General features: G+C 59.0%; 15 protein-coding genes. 12 read left to right on the forward strand and 3 right to left on the reverse strand.

Annotated features, from left to right (window positions below):
• Positions 1 to 202: 202 nt before the first annotated feature.
• Entirely contained in the window at positions 203 to 397 is a 195-nt protein-coding gene (locus tag AC4ANE_RS13400) for a nitroreductase family protein (protein WP_230851579.1), read from the forward strand.
• Positions 398 to 441: 44 nt separating this feature from the next.
• Here the strand turns inward: AC4ANE_RS13400 and AC4ANE_RS13405 are convergent, their stop codons facing one another.
• Positions 442 to 1,758 carry an APC family permease gene (locus tag AC4ANE_RS13405; RefSeq protein WP_031595561.1) on the reverse strand — a complete coding sequence of 439 codons (1,317 nt, stop codon included), beginning with the start codon at positions 1,756 to 1,758 and terminating at the stop codon, positions 442 to 444.
• A 198-nt stretch (positions 1,759 to 1,956) separates the two neighbouring features.
• Between AC4ANE_RS13405 and AC4ANE_RS13410 the strand changes: the two genes are divergently transcribed.
• A complete protein-coding gene (locus AC4ANE_RS13410) occupies positions 1,957 to 2,844 on the forward strand; it encodes a CAP domain-containing protein (protein ID WP_080718884.1) in 888 nt (295 codons plus the stop codon).
• A 50-nt stretch (positions 2,845 to 2,894) separates the two neighbouring features.
• Here the strand turns inward: AC4ANE_RS13410 and AC4ANE_RS13415 are convergent, their stop codons facing one another.
• The gene (locus tag AC4ANE_RS13415) at positions 2,895 to 6,389 is read right to left on the reverse strand and encodes a hypothetical protein (protein WP_002553564.1); all 3,495 of its coding nucleotides are present in this window, start codon (positions 6,387 to 6,389) and stop codon (positions 2,895 to 2,897) included.
• Positions 6,390 to 6,939: 550 nt separating this feature from the next.
• Between AC4ANE_RS13415 and AC4ANE_RS13420 the strand changes: the two genes are divergently transcribed.
• The 7 genes from AC4ANE_RS13420 (at position 6,940) to AC4ANE_RS13450 (ending at position 12,754) form a co-directional block, all read left to right on the forward strand.
• Positions 6,940 to 7,101, forward strand: a complete 162-nt coding sequence (locus AC4ANE_RS13420; RefSeq protein WP_003377029.1) for a hypothetical protein — start codon at positions 6,940 to 6,942, stop codon at positions 7,099 to 7,101.
• Positions 7,102 to 7,223: 122 nt separating this feature from the next.
• On the forward strand, positions 7,224 to 8,162 hold the full coding sequence (locus AC4ANE_RS13425) for a SctD/MshK family protein (RefSeq protein ID WP_002553565.1): 939 nt from the start codon (positions 7,224 to 7,226) through the stop codon (positions 8,160 to 8,162).
• Positions 8,159 to 8,518: a hypothetical protein gene (locus tag AC4ANE_RS13430; RefSeq protein WP_002553566.1), complete on the forward strand. Its 360-nt coding sequence runs from the start codon at positions 8,159 to 8,161 to the stop codon at positions 8,516 to 8,518. The genes AC4ANE_RS13425 and AC4ANE_RS13430 overlap by 4 nt, the downstream gene beginning before the upstream one ends.
• The gene (gene sctY / locus AC4ANE_RS13435) at positions 8,515 to 8,853 is read left to right on the forward strand and encodes a type III secretion apparatus assembly chaperone SctY (protein ID WP_002553567.1); all 339 of its coding nucleotides are present in this window, start codon (positions 8,515 to 8,517) and stop codon (positions 8,851 to 8,853) included. Before AC4ANE_RS13430 ends, sctY begins: the two co-directional genes overlap by 4 nt.
• Entirely contained in the window at positions 8,850 to 11,033 is a 2,184-nt protein-coding gene (gene sctV / locus AC4ANE_RS13440) for a type III secretion system export apparatus subunit SctV (RefSeq protein WP_044317900.1), read from the forward strand. The genes sctY and sctV overlap by 4 nt, the downstream gene beginning before the upstream one ends.
• Positions 11,030 to 12,325, forward strand: coding sequence for a type II and III secretion system protein family protein (locus tag AC4ANE_RS13445; RefSeq protein ID WP_460408972.1), 1,296 nt, complete (start codon positions 11,030 to 11,032; stop codon positions 12,323 to 12,325). Before sctV ends, AC4ANE_RS13445 begins: the two co-directional genes overlap by 4 nt.
• Before the next feature lie 12 nt (positions 12,326 to 12,337).
• Positions 12,338 to 12,754 carry a hypothetical protein gene (locus tag AC4ANE_RS13450; RefSeq protein ID WP_002553570.1) on the forward strand — a complete coding sequence of 139 codons (417 nt, stop codon included), beginning with the start codon at positions 12,338 to 12,340 and terminating at the stop codon, positions 12,752 to 12,754.
• 2 nt (positions 12,755 to 12,756) lie between these two features.
• On the opposite strand, the gene AC4ANE_RS13455 is transcribed toward AC4ANE_RS13450, so the two are convergent.
• Positions 12,757 to 13,539 carry a tetratricopeptide repeat protein gene (locus AC4ANE_RS13455; RefSeq protein ID WP_031595571.1) on the reverse strand — a complete coding sequence of 261 codons (783 nt, stop codon included), beginning with the start codon at positions 13,537 to 13,539 and terminating at the stop codon, positions 12,757 to 12,759.
• Positions 13,540 to 13,690: 151 nt separating this feature from the next.
• Here AC4ANE_RS13455 and AC4ANE_RS13460 point away from each other — a divergent pair, with 151 nt between their 5' ends.
• From AC4ANE_RS13460 to AC4ANE_RS13470, 3 genes are read left to right on the forward strand one after another with little or no spacing between them, the layout of a single operon-like run.
• A complete protein-coding gene (locus tag AC4ANE_RS13460; protein WP_002553571.1) occupies positions 13,691 to 14,302 on the forward strand; it encodes a hypothetical protein in 612 nt (203 codons plus the stop codon).
• A gap of 21 nt (positions 14,303 to 14,323) precedes the next feature.
• Positions 14,324 to 14,542, forward strand: coding sequence for a hypothetical protein (locus tag AC4ANE_RS13465; RefSeq protein ID WP_002553572.1), 219 nt, complete (start codon positions 14,324 to 14,326; stop codon positions 14,540 to 14,542).
• A 9-nt stretch (positions 14,543 to 14,551) separates the two neighbouring features.
• On the forward strand, positions 14,552 to 14,983 hold the full coding sequence (locus AC4ANE_RS13470) for a hypothetical protein (protein WP_002553573.1): 432 nt from the start codon (positions 14,552 to 14,554) through the stop codon (positions 14,981 to 14,983).
• The last annotated feature ends 1 nt before the right edge of the window (position 14,984 follow it).

Raw genomic sequence — 14,984 nt, forward strand, 5'->3', positions numbered from 1 at the left:
TGTTGGGAACAGATTCGAAGGCCTACTACCGCAAACAAATAGGTATGTTTCAGAAGGTTCTCGGAGTGGGATCTTCTGTCTTGTGGTCGCCGATTGTTGCGCTTGCAGCGCTGATCCGACGACCCTCTCGCTACTCCCCATCGGCCATATCGGCGGTCGGCAATGGGCGGCATGCAATGCCATCTTCGCAGCTCAAACCATCATGCCTGGCGCAGCCGCGAAGGGCATCGATACGTGCCCGATGGAAGGATTTTCAGGCGCGAAAGTTGCCAAACTTCTCCAGCTGCCACGTGGTGCCGTCATACCGCTGGTTATCGCTCTTGGCTATCGAGCAGACGATGCAAGAATCGAAGAGCGGTGGCGCAATCCGATTTCAGACATCGTCGTTACACACTGAAGTAAAGCCTGACTCACGCGCGTGGCATGCATCACAAATGCCGTTCAGCGCGGGTGTGAAACCAGCACTGAACTGCCTAATCGGGTCAGTCCATAAAGCGCGGCTCCGACAGCGAGCATCATGCCGGCACGCAACCAGGTTTCAGGGCCTTGCTGGGTCAGCAAAAGCAGGCAGGAAAGAATCGCCAATACCGGAATGACCCAGTGAACCTGAAAATGGCCGGCTTCGACCTTGTCGCGCTTGAGCACCAGAACCGCGATATTGACGCTGAGAAACACGAACAGCAGCAATAACACCACGGTTTCAGCGAGCGTGGTGAGGGTGCTGGTAAAGGACAGCGCGATGGCAACCACTGTGGTTGCGAAAATGGCCACGCCGGGTGTGCGCCGTTGAGGCAGAACCGAGCCCATCACCGCGGGCAACAGCCCTTCACGAGCCATCCCGAAGGTCAGTCTGCTGGCCATGATCATGGTCAGCAGTGCGCCATTGGCAACCGCAATCAGCGCGATCACCGCGAACCATGGGGCAGGTATCCCCAACCCTGAAGCACTGACGACATCCATCAGCGGGGCCTGCGAAGCTTTCAACTGTTCGACGGGCAGCACCATGGCCGCGCCCACGCCGACCAGCATATAAACCGCGCCTGCAATGAGCAGCGCACCGAACAGCGCTCGTGGATACACCCTGCGCACATCCTTGATCTCTTCGGCCAGGTTGGCAGACGTTTCAAAGCCCACAAATGAATAAAATGCCAGTAGCGATGCGGCAAGAATCGCGGTGGCCGGTGAGTTCGTCTCCAGTTCAAACACACGTTGCGGCACACCATTACCCTGACTGACGAACCAGACTGCGGCCGCAATCACCATTGCCAGCCCGCTCAGCTCAATCAGGGTCATTACCAGATTGGCCGACAACGACTCCTTGATGCCACGCGCATTCAACAGCGCGACAATCACCAGAAAGCCCACACATACCCACTGCGCGGGCCAGCTCACCAATGCCTGGAAATAGTCGCCGGCAAACGCGACTGCCAGCCCTGCAGCACTGGTGACGCCTGCCGCAACCATGGAAAAGCCGACCAGAAACGACAACAGCGGTTTGCCGAAGGCTTTTTCGGCATACACCGCTGCACCGCCCGCACGAGGGTATTTGGTCACCAGTTCCGCATAGGACGCAGCGGTAAGCAAGGCGAAGCACAGGGCAATCAGCAGGGGGGCCCAGATGGCTCCGCCGACACGTCCGGCGATAGTGCCTGCCAACGCATAGACGCCAGCCCCCAGCACGTCACCGAGGATGAACAGTGTCAGCATCGGCGCCGTGATTGCCCGGCGCAGCGATGGAGTTTCGGGAGGAGTGGCCATGGTGAAAGAATCCTTTCTCGGCAGGTACAAGAGGTGTGTAAGGGAAGATCGCCATGGCTCGGGTAAATTCAACGTGATCGCGAGAGGCCCGGATCAGCGGTGTTTTTTGCCGGAACAGGTATTTGAATAACCCCTGCATTTGAAAATGCAGCATGAACCAAGAGGTTTTTTCAGGGTCTTATTCGGGCCTTGAAATTCATGGCATGCCTTTTACTTTTCGAGTCTGTCTTCATGCCTGAATCGCACCGTTATTTCTGGCGCATGTGCCTGTACTTCGTGCCTCTGCTGCCCATGTACGCCAGCCATGCCAGTGACGAGCGACAGCTGGTCCAGGCCATCAACGATTTTCGTGGGCAACCTCAGCGCTGCGAAGCGCGAACGACAAAAATCTCCAGAGCGCTGACGCTCAACGCCAGCGTAGCGTTGCCGATCAGTTTCGCTGGCAGTTCACGTGATGCGCTCAAGGCATCCGGTTATCAGGCGGTCACCGTCCGGACCATACGACTTGCTGGCGCGCAGAGCGCCGGTGAAGCGTTCGGCATGCTCGAAAAACGCTATTGCGGCGCTTTGCTTGACCCGCAATACGCTGACATCGGTATTACTCGCGAGCGTGGCGACTGGCGTGTGGTATTGGCGAAACCGTTGATCGACGAAAGCCTGGAAGATGCACGCTCGGCTGGCCGCATACTTCTGGCGCAGGTCAATGCCGCACGAGCCAAGCCGCGCATGTGTGGCAAGCAGCCGTTTCCTTCGGCCAGACCGCTGAGCTGGAACAGGACCCTGGAAATGGCTGCACAGGGGCACAGCCAGTCGATGGCCAGCGAGAATTACTTCACGCATCGAGGCTTTGATAACGATTCACCGGCAGATCGCGCCCGTGCAGCGGGTTACGGCGGACGGCAGATCGGTGAAAACATCGCAGCAGGGCAGAGCACTGTCAGCAAGGCAATGACCAGCTGGCTGGCCAGCCCGGGACATTGCGCCAACCTGATGAACCCTATGTTTACCGAGGTCGGCGCGGCCTACGCGACGGCTACCAACGCCGATTGCGGTGTGTACTGGACCATGCTGTTCGGCGCTCCCTGATCAACCGAAAAGCCGCCTGAACGGCGGCTTGTCGAACATGCATGAATGGCTCAGACCTTCGAGCCGCTCCAGCGCGGTGCTTCTCTCAATTCGTCACGCTTCTGTTGATCCGGCGATTTGTGTGGCTCGCCGTATTCCACGTGTAACGTGTCATCAAGGCGGTTGGTGGAAGAGCCGCCTTCCTGCGGCGTTTCGTCGAAATGCTTCCACTCGGCACTCTGGAAGCGGAACAGGCTGTCGTCTTCAGGCGCTTCGCGTTCGCGATAGTGGTGGATCGAGTAGTGTGCATATTCGACCTTGTCGCCCCAGTCGGACTGCAGCAAACCGTCTGCCGCCAGATCGCGATACCAGTCGTTTTCCTTTTCGGATGCTTTCTGCTTTTTGTTATGGTCGACGAAATAGCCAATGATCCCGCCGACGACAGCAATCACAACGCCGACGAGGAAGAATGGCCCGGCCAGCGCGGTGGCCGCCGCGCCGCCTGCACCCACCAGTGCCGCGGTTCCCAGTACGCCGGCTGACGCGCCGAAGGCACCGCCGGCAATTTGCAGGCCGCCTGCGGCCTGAGCCAGCTTGTCACCTGACTTCACGCCGTCCTTGATGGTGAATGCACCCAGTACGATATCGGCAAAACCACCAGCCAGATCCGTTGCAGGCCCCAGCACTTTGACGACCGAGCCTGCGATTTTATTGGCAGTTCCAGAGGGCAGCTTGGCCCCTGAAGCCTGCACGGCGTTATCCAGCCGCTGGGTGATGCCGCCCATGGCCTGGCGTTCCGCTTCTGCACCGCCAGCCATGTCGCCCAGCGTCGAATTGAGCCGATATTCATCAGTCGCATCCAGTGCGGTGCGGATCTCGCTCAGGTTGCTTGCGGAAATGCCACTGACCCTGACTTCCTTGGCCTTGCCAAAGCTTTCCTTGCCCCAGATCTCCGGTAACGTCTTGTCCAGCCCCAGCATGTCCACCAGGCCGCCTTTGCCCATCAGGTCGCCAACCTGATCAGCCAGGCGTACGAAATGGCTGGCACCGCCGGCAAAGCTCAGGAAGTCCTTGGCAATGCCCAGGCGCTGAATCGGTGTCTCGCCTAGCTTGCCGCCGTTGCCGACCAGTTGATAAATCGCCGAGAACAGCGACACGCCTGCTGCAACGGAGCCCATGACGCCTTTGCTATTGAGCGTATTGAAGATTTCGCCCAGTTTGCCGCGATCAGCTACCGGTATGTAGGGTTTGGAAAGGGCTGTCTTGATGTCTGCTTCGCTGACCTTGCCGTTTTTCCGATAGGCATCACCGACCTCCTTGAGCGCTTTGGCGATGTCTGCGGGCTTGGCGTTGCCCACGACACCTTCCTGAAGGAATTTTTCGAAGGTGGGCTGCAGGAAGCGCGGCATATCGACCAGAAAGCCCTTGAGCTCTGCCTTGAGCAGGCCGAACAGGTCCTTGGTGGCGAGGGCGTTATTCTCGTCGCTGATCTTCGACGGGTCGGCGACCAGATCGTTGAGATCGCTGGTCAAACCGTCGGCCTGAATAGACTGTGCCGCCTTGCTGGCGCCTTCTGGATCGACCAGTGCAAGTGAGGACAAGGTGTCGCTCAGGTCTTTCTGCGTCTCTTGGCCAAGGCCCTGCTTTTTCAGATCCTTGAGGTAAAGTACGTAATCGGGATTGGCGGTGAGGTCGAGCAGCTTCTGCTTGATTTCGTCCTTGTTGGGCACTTTGCCCAGTGCATCGGTCATCTTGCTCTGGTAGTCCTGCTGCACGGTAGGATCAGAGAACAGTGTGGTCAGTTGTTCTTGCAGCTTGCCGCCATCGATGATGTCGTGCATGTCGGCCGAACTGAGTTGGGTCTGTTTGCTGTCGAATTCGCGCCAGGTGCCGCCGAAAGCGCCTTTGGCCTCTTCATAACCGGTCAGGCCGCGACCGTTGTCATAAGCGGCCTGCGCCTCGATTGCCCTGACCAGTTTTGCGCGAGGGTCATCCTTGGCAATATCCCCTTTGTTCACACCGTCGCGGTATTGGTCGAGCAGTTCCTTGGTCGCCAGTTCGCCGACGTTCAGCTCTTCGGAGTTCTCGTCATCCTTGTCGGCTTTCACGCCGGTTTTCTGCCCCATCAGATCCAGCTCGGCCACGGGCGGCAAGTTATGCCGACTGCGGGTTTCACCGATATTGCCGGTGCCCAGCTCATTCCATTTTTCCACCACGTCATCGTACAACTGCGGGCTGTAATCCTTGGAGACGATGAACTTGCCATCGCCGTTCTCGAAACGAATCAGACCCGCGCCCAATTCGTCCGGTGAACCGATGGTTATGTCCTGATTCTTCAAAAAGTCATGAGGCTCTGCCAACGTGTAACCTTCTTCCCGGCTACTGTTGATCTTGTTCCAGGCGTCATGGAGGGTGGTTACTTTGTCAAATAGTTCAGGGGTCAATGCTTCAGTGACGACAATCCGCTCACCGCTCTGATTCTGATAGCTGATCTGGCTTCCTTCCTGGCCAGACACCCAAGTGAACTGTGTAATGTCGTTCAAGCTGGGAATGGGGGTGTTGCGGTCAGCGAGAATCTGCCCTTCGTTGACTGCTGTTTCCATCGCAGTTCTTTTTTGCGGGTCCGACACTATGGTTTGCAGCGCTGCCAGATAATCGAACAACTTCGGATTGTCGTCACGGGTGACCACGACCTTCTCTCCGTTGTGCTCGTAACGGATAGTGTCCGGGCCGACCTCATTCAACGGGCCGACGGTGGTGCCGAATACGGGTGGCCATACTTCGTTGTCACCCGCCCTGCGATAACCTTGCGCTTCGCTCGTGTTAAGCCCGGTCAGGGTATTGAAAGCGTCTTTGGCCGCACTGTACAGCTCAGGATTGTCGCTCTTGGCCACGACGATTTTATTGCCGTCACGGTCGACATAACGCATCACGCCCGGCCCGACTTCATCCACCGGGCCGACCACTGCAAAGCCTGCAATGTTTTCCGGCGGCTTTTCGTCCGCGCCTGCCACCCTGTAGCCTTCCCGCTGACTGCTGCCTACGCCGGATAGCGATTTGAAATCCGACGCCACCTGTTTGAAGAGTTCCGGGTTCTGTTGCTGCGAAACGATGACCTTGCTGCCATCGGCGGCTTCATAGCGAATCAGCCCCGGCCCCATTTCGTCCGGTGCTCCGATACGGGCATAGCCGCTCAGCGTCGCTGGCGCGGCAGCATCAGCCCTGGCTGGGGAGTAGCCAGCAGCCACACTGGCCCTGAAGCCTGCCACTCGGGGTTGGTCTTCGACGACCTGACGATAGAGCTCCGGGCTGGTGGATTTGCTTACCAGTACCTGATCGCCTTCCTGGGTGACGTAGCGCACGGTGTCAGCCGCCACAGTGCCGGGCTTTTCTATCGATGCGTAACTGCCCAGCGCAGGTGCCTTTTCGTCTGCGCCCGCTGGCCGGTATTGGCCGCCATTGCGGTTGCTGGTCTGCAGCACCTGGTTGAATCGCGTTCGGGCATTCGCGCCCGGTGCGGGGGGCGGAAGAGGGCCAGGCGCCGGGCTGATCGTGGACGTCGACATAGCATATAACTCCTGTTGTTAACCGCTGGACGTGGAGCAGGCGACTCAATAATTGAGTGCCGCGAGGCGAACGAAACCCTGTGTCAATGACGAACTCTTTATTCGCGTGAATAGTTTGAACGGCGTCTCGTTTTCAAATCAAAAGAACAGGGCTTATGGGCCGACACTATCATTCCGACAAGTGAAGTGGCGGATCGCTAATCTCTTTTCACAACAATTCACACGAGTCGATAAATAATAAAGGCCCTGGCGAACACCCCGTAAACGTTGGAGCCCCGACTCGTGGTACATAAAAAATTAATATCACCAGAAATAAACCAGAAATAAATATCACTTTGATATCACTGTTGGTTTGCGGTATTAATTCGTTGTGAAATCTGATTTCACAACGTTTCACAGCATCGAACAAGTTTCGCTGATTACTATTAATTGGCAACGCGGCAAATAGCGTAGTGTCTCTGCATCGCTGTTGTGTAATGGCACATTGACCTGTTCTTGAGCCGGTTGTTAATCCGCAGATAGATCCCTACTCGAAGCAAGGAGAAACAACATGAGTTCGACTCCACCCGTAAGCTCCGGCAATTCAGACGCAGCAATCGAAAAAATGTCGGCGACCTTTGATATGGCTATCGAGAAATCGGCCAAGATCACTGAAATCTCCACTGCCAAGAAAGCAGAGCTGGATGCTACCAAGCAACGTCCACAGAACTGACGTTGTCATGCAGGCAGCGCTACAGCTGCCTGCATTCACAGCGCATCGAAATTCTTCCGATCGACAGTTTTGCCCGGCTTTGACATGCCGTTTCCGGTAGATCACACGGTGGTGACTCGATCATGACAGCCTTGATCTCATTGAGCGGAACGCCCGACGCTTCTGTGCAAGAAAGCGGCGTAGCCCGGCTCGAAATTCTTCATGGTTTGCATCAGGGCGTTTCGCTGCTCCTGGACAATCCTGTCTATGTGATTGGCAGTGCCGCTCCGGCTGACCTTGTGCTGGGCGATGCTGATGTGGCCGAGCAACATGTTCGTCTGCGATTCTCCGTTGAACACGTCGCAATAGAAGCCTTGGGAGGCGATGTGACGGTTTTCGATAGCCTTGGCCAACGTCGGGTTGTCAACGTCGGCCACGGTCAACGAATCTCCTTGCCTGTCGAGTTGCTGGTCGGACAGAGCAGGCTGTGCTTGCGCAGCACACGAAGTGCCCGAGCCATCCCTGCTGTGTCCCGCCGCCTGGTGCTGCTTAAATGGCCAGCACTGGCTGCACTTTTGTTGCTGGTGACATGTGCCACTGCATTTGCCTTTCGTGCACCTGCCGAGTCGGCCCGGCACTCCATTGCAGATTCCGTCCCTGGTTCGTCAACGCCCGTCAAGAGCGCCCCCACACTGACCCAGGCCCGAAGCTGGCTTGAGGGTGCGCTGCAGGACGTCAGGCTCACGCAATTGCGGGTTGAGGAACAGGGCGGGCAGCTCAGTGTTGAGGGCGCTTTTCCCGCTGCCCAAAAAAGCAGTTGGCTGCAGATTCAACAGGCCTTTGATACTCGGTTTGGCCAGCATATTGTCTTGACGCCCAACGTGCAGGCAAGCACGGCGCTTGCGGCACCTCGCGTGCGTTTTCAGGCGGTGTGGTTCGGTCGCAATCCCTACGTGATCGATGAGCATGGCAAGCGTGTCTACCCCGGCGCACTGTTACCCGACAACTGGAGGCTGGAGAGCATTGAGGGCAATCAGGTCCGCCTTGTACGCGGTGATGAAAGGTTTGCCTTCACTTTATGAAAGTCGATCTGCGGCCCGTAGCGCCGCCTTCAGCCGATTCTTTGCCCGCAGTCGAGCGCGTTGCTCCGGCGCAGCCGCGTCAGGGAACCCGTTTCGAAGCGCTGCTTGATCAGCGCGAGCGCAAGGTTCGTCGTTCGTTGCGTGGCGAGCTGGAGCAGACCGGGCAGGCTTCTGGTGTCAATGCGCAGCTTTTTGGTACGGCGCGTTCGCTACAAGTACTTCGCTATGTGCTGGACGAAGTGTTACCGGTGCTGGATGCCGAACCGGAGATCCGCGAGCTCGCCGAAGACGTGATTCGTGAAGAGATCGACATGCGGCTGCTATTGGAACAGCAACGCGCCGAGGTGCAGTCATGAGCATCAGTCAGGATCGCGAATGCATAGAGTTGCTCCACGGTATGGGTGATCTGTACCGGCGCAGTGGCCAGCCACAACGTGCACTTGTGATGTTGCTGATTGCGATACAGCTGGCACCGACGAACAGCGCGCTGCTGCACAGCCTGGTGCTGGCGTTCACCGACAGCGGAGACACCGACCGGGCCATTGCGGCACTCGACAGGTTGGTCGAGCAGCAAGGCGAGAGCGCCGCGCTGCTTCTGTTGCGTAGCCGCGCGTTGTGGAAGGCAGGCCGCAAGGACGACGCGCGGCAATGCTTCAGACGCTACCTGGAAGCCCGGAGGGCTGCGCAATGACCCTCATGAATGCTCTGAATCGCCTGGCGGTAACTGCGTCTAAACGCACAGATGTGATCATCGTTGCGTTCATGCTGATGGCTATCGCGATGATGATCATTCCGATGCCGACCTATCTGGTGGACGCGCTGATCGGAGTCAACATCGCCCTGAGCCTGCTGATTCTCATCGTCGCGTTCTACATCAACCACTCGGTGGAGTTTTCCGCGCTGCCGCCGCTGATCCTGCTCAGCACGCTGTTTCGTTTGTCGCTCTCGATCACCACCACTCGCCTGATTCTGCTGGACGGCAATGCCGGTCATATCGTCAAGGCGTTCGGTGATTTCGTGATTGCCGGTCAGGTCGTTGTGGGGCTGGTCGTATTTCTGATAATTACGGTTGCCCAGTTCGTGGTCATTACCAAGGGCGCTGAGCGGGTCGCCGAAGTCGCTGCGCGTTTCACCCTGGATGCGATGCCCGGCAAGCAGATGAGCATTGATAACGACTTGCGCAACGGTGACATCGACCAGTTCGAGGCCAGACGTCGTCGTTCACGCCTGGAGCGTGAAAGCCAGATGTTCGGAGCCATGGACGGCGCCATGAAGTTCGTCAAGGGTGATGCCATTGCCGGGTTGGTGATTCTGTTCGTCAACTTGCTGGGCGGCATGATGATCGGCATGGTCCAGCGCGGTATGCCGTTCGCCGAAGCCGCGCATGTCTATTCGTTACTGACCGTCGGTGACGGCCTCATTGCGCAGATCCCGGCACTGTTGATTTCCGTAGCCGCAGGGACCGTGGTGACCCGCGTCAACAGCGACGGCGAAGAGCGTGACCTGGGCACCGAGATTGTCAGGCAACTGAGCGCCAGCCATCGTGCGCTGGGTCTGACTGCGCTGATCCTGCTGGGCGTAGGCATGCTGCCGGGGTTTCCGTTGCTGGTGTTTGTCGGTCTGGCCGCCGTGCTGGGCGGCAGTGCGCTTGTGCTCTGGCGCCGGGATCGTCGTGCTGCCCGGTCACTGGTCAAGGACGAGCTGCCAGAGCATGAAACGATGGCCGAGCCCGGGGCTTCCTCTGGCGCTTCCGGGGCTTCGAACGATGCCGCGGAAGATGCCTTGGAAAGCGCCGAGCGGCCACGCGACAGCCAGGTGCTGCTGAGTATCGGAACCGGATTGGCCGAGGCCGCCCCATTGCAGCCCCTGCGTCAGCGTATCGAAGCGTTGTGTCACGACATTCGCATCGATCTGGGTGTCGAGGTGCCGCTGCCCGAGGTTTATCTGGACCGCAGCCTGCCAGCCGATCGTTTCCAGGTCGAGCTTGAAGGTGTACCCGTCAGTGAGGGCGAATTCAGCGGCATGGCGCTTTTGCTGCAGGACGATCCGGTGCATGCACAACTGGTTTCTGTCGAAACCTTTGAAGCGCCTTCGCCGATCGGTTCCCGTCCCGGCCGCTGGGCAGGGCGCGAGCATGCGGAACGTTTGCAGGATGCCGGTATTGGTTTTCTGTTCGCCGATGAAGTGTTGCGCGAAGTACTGGACCGTACGTTGCGCCGTTATGCCGCCGACTTTCTGGGTATTCAGGAAACCCGCCTGATGCTGGAACAGCTTGAGGGTAAGTACGGTGAGCTGATCAAGGAAGTGCTGCGCATTCTGCCGCTGCAGCGTATCGCAGAGGCCTTGCGTTTGCTGGTCTCTGAAGGGGTATCGATACGCAATCGTCGCGGCCTGCTGGAGTCGATGGTGGAGTGGGGCAGTATTGAATCTGACGCGGGCAGACTGACCGAGCATCTGCGCGCAGGACTTGCGCGGCAGATCAGTCATCAGTATGCCGATCGCAACCGGGTGATCAGCGCCTTTGTACTGGCACCTGCGCTCGAAGAACAACTGCGCGCCACGCTGGCTCGCCAGGAAAAGAGCCGTGATTCGCTGCCCGATGACATCGGCCGGACCGTACTGGTACAGCTGCGTCGCCTGTGCGACATGCTGCCGGAACATGATTTGACGGTGTTGCTTGTGCATTCGGAGCTGCGTCGGTGTATGCGCCGTCTCATCGTGCGCGGCGAGCTGCAACTGGCGGTTCTGTCCTTTCGTGAACTGGCCAGTGAATACAACCTTCAAGCGGTCGGCACTGTCAGCCTGACCGATGTCCTTGCACGCCCGGCATCCAGGGCCGGTGCTGTCACTCCTCTGGCGACTGCCTCATGACCTCAGTAAGCGTAATACGGATGTTTCTCGTGGGTGTGGGCGCGTTGCTCATTGGCACAGTTTCATTTGCCGAAAACATTGCCAAAGGGGCCAAAGGCACAGTCGATCTGGCCATCGGTGAAGGCCGCGTTCTGCATTTTTCAGCCCCCGTGGACTCGGTGATGGTGGCCGAGCCGGGTATTGCCGACTTGCAGGTGGTGTCACCCGGCGTGATCTACGTGTTCGGCAAGGCCGCAGGGCAGACCAGTCTGATTGCCCTGGACAGCGAGGGCCGTGAGACCGCTGCGTTGAGTCTGGCGGTAAGCAGCGGCACTGCTGCTGTGACACGCCCGCTCAAGGCGTTGCACCCGCAGAGTCAGGCGCGGATCAATGCCTCCGGCAGCCGGGTGATTGCCAGTGGCTCCGTGCAGGATGTCGGTGAAGCAACCGATCTTAATGCCTTGCTGAGCACCGAGGGGCAGAACTTTCAGTCGACGGTAAACAGTGCCACTTACGCAGGGTCGGCGCAGGTGAATATCCGCGTGCGTTTCGCCGAAGTCTCGCGCTCCGAGCTGTTGCGCTATGGCGTGAACTGGAATGCCTTGTTCAATAACGGCACTTTTTCATTCGGCTTGCTGACGGGGGGCGCTTTGGCCGCCGATGCAGCGGGCGGCGCATCGAACGTAATCAGCGCCGGGCTTGCGTCGGGCAATGTCAACATCGACGCGATGCTGGAGGCGCTGCAAAGCAACGGTGTGCTCGAAGTTCTGGCCGAGCCGAACATTACCGCCATGACCGGGCAGACTGCGAGCTTTCTGGCTGGCGGTGAAGTGGCGGTGCCGGTGCCGGTCAACCGCGAAGTCGTCGGTATCGAATACAAGCCTTACGGCGTGTCGTTGCTGTTCAGCCCGACGCTGCTGCCCAACGGGCGCATTGCGTTGCAGGTGCGTCCCGAGGTCAGCAGCCTGATGAGTACCATCACACTGGACGTTAACGGCTATCAGGTGCCGTCGTTCAGGGTGCGACGTGCCGACACTCGTGTGGAAGTCGGCAGTGGTCAGACGTTTGCCATTGCCGGGCTGTTCCAGCGTGAAAGCAGCCAGGACATGGACAAGGTGCCGATGCTGGGCAATCTGTTCCGCTCCAAGCGCTTTCAGCGCAACGAAACCGAACTGGTGATTCTGATCACTCCGTATCTGGTCGAGCCGGTCAAGGATCGCGTGGTGGCGACGCCGCTGGACAAACAGCGCGCCGCCAGTACCGCGTCGGCAGGTCCGCGCAGTGGCGGTGCCTTCGGCTTTTACATGAACTGAAAGGGAATGGCCATGAACCTCATCTGCGCTATGTCACGCCCGCCGGTTCTGATGCTTTTATGTCTACTGGCAGGCTGCAAGACCCACCTCGACCCAGTGAGCTATTCACCGGATTATGCGGCGATCACCCGTGCCGATGGCCGTGTGGAGCTGGTGCCCCAGGCCTGTGTGCAACCAGCTGCACAGGACGAGATCGGTGTAGGTGAGGATTTTCAGCCATTGTTGCCGCCGGGCTGTGCCAGCAACCTGATTCTGCTGCAAATGGTCGAGCAGCGCGTAGATGTCATGCACGGCCGTGACACCGGGCCTGTTATGGCTGCACCGGTCGGGCGCGCCGCGCAGGTTTACATCGACGGCTATGACCGCGAAGAGCTGCGTCGGCGTCAGGCAGATCAACAGGCCAGTACTGACACGCAGGAGGCCCGATGACCTCAGTTAGCGTCAATCAGCCCCAGTTCACGAGCCTGCTCGGCGCGGTCCGGTATGGCCTTGACACGCCGGGCTTCGGCGATCAGCTTGCCGCGTTCGGCCTTGGTGATATCGTCGAAGGTCATGTTTTTGAGATCTTTCTCTTTTCCGGCCAGGACCATGACCAGCAGCTGGTTGCGTTGATGCCGCGGTTGCGCAAGGGGCGACTGGCTGACGCTGCGGATGGTCTCCAGGGCCTTCTGGTCGTCATCGCCCAGGGCGTATGCCAAGGCCAGATTGCATCGGGTGTCGAGGTCGTTCGGGGCCAGTCGCAGGCTGGTGCCGAAGGCGCTTTGGGCAGCGTCGGCCTGGCCAATCAGAATGTGCGCGATGCCCAGACGGTTCCAGGCCTGTGGCTGCTGCAACGTTTCGGCGGCCTGGGTCAGCGCAGTGATGGCGCGTTCCAGCTTACCCTGACGCAACTGCGCAGTACCCAGGCCCAGCAGCGCATCCGGGTCGTCGGCTTTCAGCTCAAGCGCCCGCTGATAAGCGCGCTCTGCGCCACGCGTGTCGTTGCTGACGAGCAGGGCTGCACCGAGTTTGCGCCACGCCTCGACACCCGCTTCGGGCTGCTGCGTGGCGCGCTGGTAGAACGACGCTGCCGTCGTCGAGTCGCCGCGTTTCTCCAGGTCGGCGGCCAGTTGCATGAAGCGCTCGTAGCTGGCGTCGGATTTGGGCTGAGTCGAACACGCCGCCAGACTCAGGCAGCCGAGCAACAACAACGTGGGGACGGAACGAGGTGGCATGGGCAAGGCTCTTGTGAAAGGGGGCGGGGCGAGGCGTATCAGCCGTCGACAGCCTTTGAGGGCGAGCGCCATTTTATAGCCCCTGCGCTGAATAGCGACCGTTTTCTGAAGCCTGTCTGCCAGCGGCCGTCGCATTGTCACGGAGGGCGCCATGAAGCACTTCAGGGCTGACCCGCCAGTTTCAAAATTGCTGATGCTGATCCTGCTGTGCCTGTTATCCGGCGTGCTTAAGGCCGCCTCGGAGCGCCAGCCCGACTGGTTCTCAGAGCCTTACGCCTACGTGTTGGTTGATCAGGATATTCGCGGTGCGCTGACTGAGTTCGGTCAACACCTTGGCCTGATCGTGGTGTTTTCCGAGAAGGTCCGGGGCAACGCACGAGGCACGGTACGTGGCGAGGATGCCGGTGAGTTTCTCACCCGCTTGTGCGATGCGAATCAACTGAGCTGGTACTTCGACGGCAACGTACTGCACATCGCCGGTGCCGATGAGGTCGCCACCCGTGTGTTCGACCTGCAAGGGCCGCAGCTTGAAGAGTTGCAGCGTTATATGGCGCGGCTGGAAGTGTCCGGCCAGCCGATGTCCAGCCGCGTCAGCCCCGACAGCGACAGCCTTTTTGTTTCAGGGCCGCCAGCCTGGCTGGCGCAGATTCAGCACCATGTGGATCGTCAACCTGCCGCCGAGGTCGCGCCTGTAGTGCGTGAGCGCGGCGTGCGGGTGTTTCGTGGCGGTGTCGTCACTCAAGTCGCTACCGACCGTCAGTAAACCGAAGAAGGAGCACTACCCATGTCCATCAACGCCGTAGACAGCAATGTAGACATCAATGTTTCCAGTCAGGAATCGCGCTTCAACGCCGCCGTCGAAAACGCCGAGCAGGCTGCCAGCGACAGTGAGTTCAACGATGCCCTGATTACCCAGGCGGTCACCATTGGCGGGCAGTTCATTATCATGCCGCGCGCTCAGGAAATGCTCAACGAAGCCCAATCTGACGACGACTCTGAATAGGTTCCGACCATGACCGTCAATCCAGCTGCATCACCGGCGGCGGCTGCCTTGCCTTCGCCGGGAGGAGGCGGGGTTCCGCAGGCTTCCCAGAACCTCTTCGAACACATGGCCGAGACTTCCAAAGGCATGCCGCAGGGTGCCAGCCCGCATCAGATCGGTAGCAACCTGATGGAGCGACTGGATGGTTTTATTGACCGCTCGCGGCAGTTCTCAGAGCGGGCCGATGCGCTGACTCAGGGTAATGCATTGCAGTCCGCCAATCATGCTCCGAGCCCAGCCACCAGCGCTGTCCAGGCGCCGGGCAAGGTAGGTGAGCCGCAGGTCGATCGCATCGTCCAGTCGCTTGGACGGATGTTCGATTACTCCATCGAAACCCAGATGGTGGTACGCGGGGCAACCCAGATATCCGGCTCTGCCAATACCCTTCTAAAAGGTCAATGAA

The organism is Pseudomonas sp. Pme6b (genome assembly GCF_058129925.1).

What these genes read in the sequence shown, in the direction of transcription:
- AC4ANE_RS13400 (WP_230851579.1), top strand. Translation starts at nt 203, where the DNA reads ATGCCTGGCGCAGCCGCGAAGGGCATCGATACGTGCCCGATGGAAGGA.
- AC4ANE_RS13405 (WP_031595561.1), bottom strand. Translation starts at nt 1,758, where the DNA reads ATGGCCACTCCTCCCGAAACTCCATCGCTGCGCCGGGCAATCACGGCG.
- AC4ANE_RS13410 (WP_080718884.1), top strand. Translation starts at nt 1,957, where the DNA reads ATGGCATGCCTTTTACTTTTCGAGTCTGTCTTCATGCCTGAATCGCAC.
- AC4ANE_RS13415 (WP_002553564.1), bottom strand. Translation starts at nt 6,389, where the DNA reads ATGTCGACGTCCACGATCAGCCCGGCGCCTGGCCCTCTTCCGCCCCCC.
- AC4ANE_RS13420 (WP_003377029.1), top strand. Translation starts at nt 6,940, where the DNA reads ATGAGTTCGACTCCACCCGTAAGCTCCGGCAATTCAGACGCAGCAATC.
- AC4ANE_RS13425 (WP_002553565.1), top strand. Translation starts at nt 7,224, where the DNA reads ATGACAGCCTTGATCTCATTGAGCGGAACGCCCGACGCTTCTGTGCAA.
- AC4ANE_RS13430 (WP_002553566.1), top strand. Translation starts at nt 8,159, where the DNA reads ATGAAAGTCGATCTGCGGCCCGTAGCGCCGCCTTCAGCCGATTCTTTG.
- sctY (WP_002553567.1), top strand. Translation starts at nt 8,515, where the DNA reads ATGAGCATCAGTCAGGATCGCGAATGCATAGAGTTGCTCCACGGTATG.
- sctV (WP_044317900.1), top strand. Translation starts at nt 8,850, where the DNA reads ATGACCCTCATGAATGCTCTGAATCGCCTGGCGGTAACTGCGTCTAAA.
- AC4ANE_RS13445 (WP_460408972.1), top strand. Translation starts at nt 11,030, where the DNA reads ATGACCTCAGTAAGCGTAATACGGATGTTTCTCGTGGGTGTGGGCGCG.
- AC4ANE_RS13450 (WP_002553570.1), top strand. Translation starts at nt 12,338, where the DNA reads ATGAACCTCATCTGCGCTATGTCACGCCCGCCGGTTCTGATGCTTTTA.
- AC4ANE_RS13455 (WP_031595571.1), bottom strand. Translation starts at nt 13,539, where the DNA reads ATGCCACCTCGTTCCGTCCCCACGTTGTTGTTGCTCGGCTGCCTGAGT.
- AC4ANE_RS13460 (WP_002553571.1), top strand. Translation starts at nt 13,691, where the DNA reads ATGAAGCACTTCAGGGCTGACCCGCCAGTTTCAAAATTGCTGATGCTG.
- AC4ANE_RS13465 (WP_002553572.1), top strand. Translation starts at nt 14,324, where the DNA reads ATGTCCATCAACGCCGTAGACAGCAATGTAGACATCAATGTTTCCAGT.
- AC4ANE_RS13470 (WP_002553573.1), top strand. Translation starts at nt 14,552, where the DNA reads ATGACCGTCAATCCAGCTGCATCACCGGCGGCGGCTGCCTTGCCTTCG.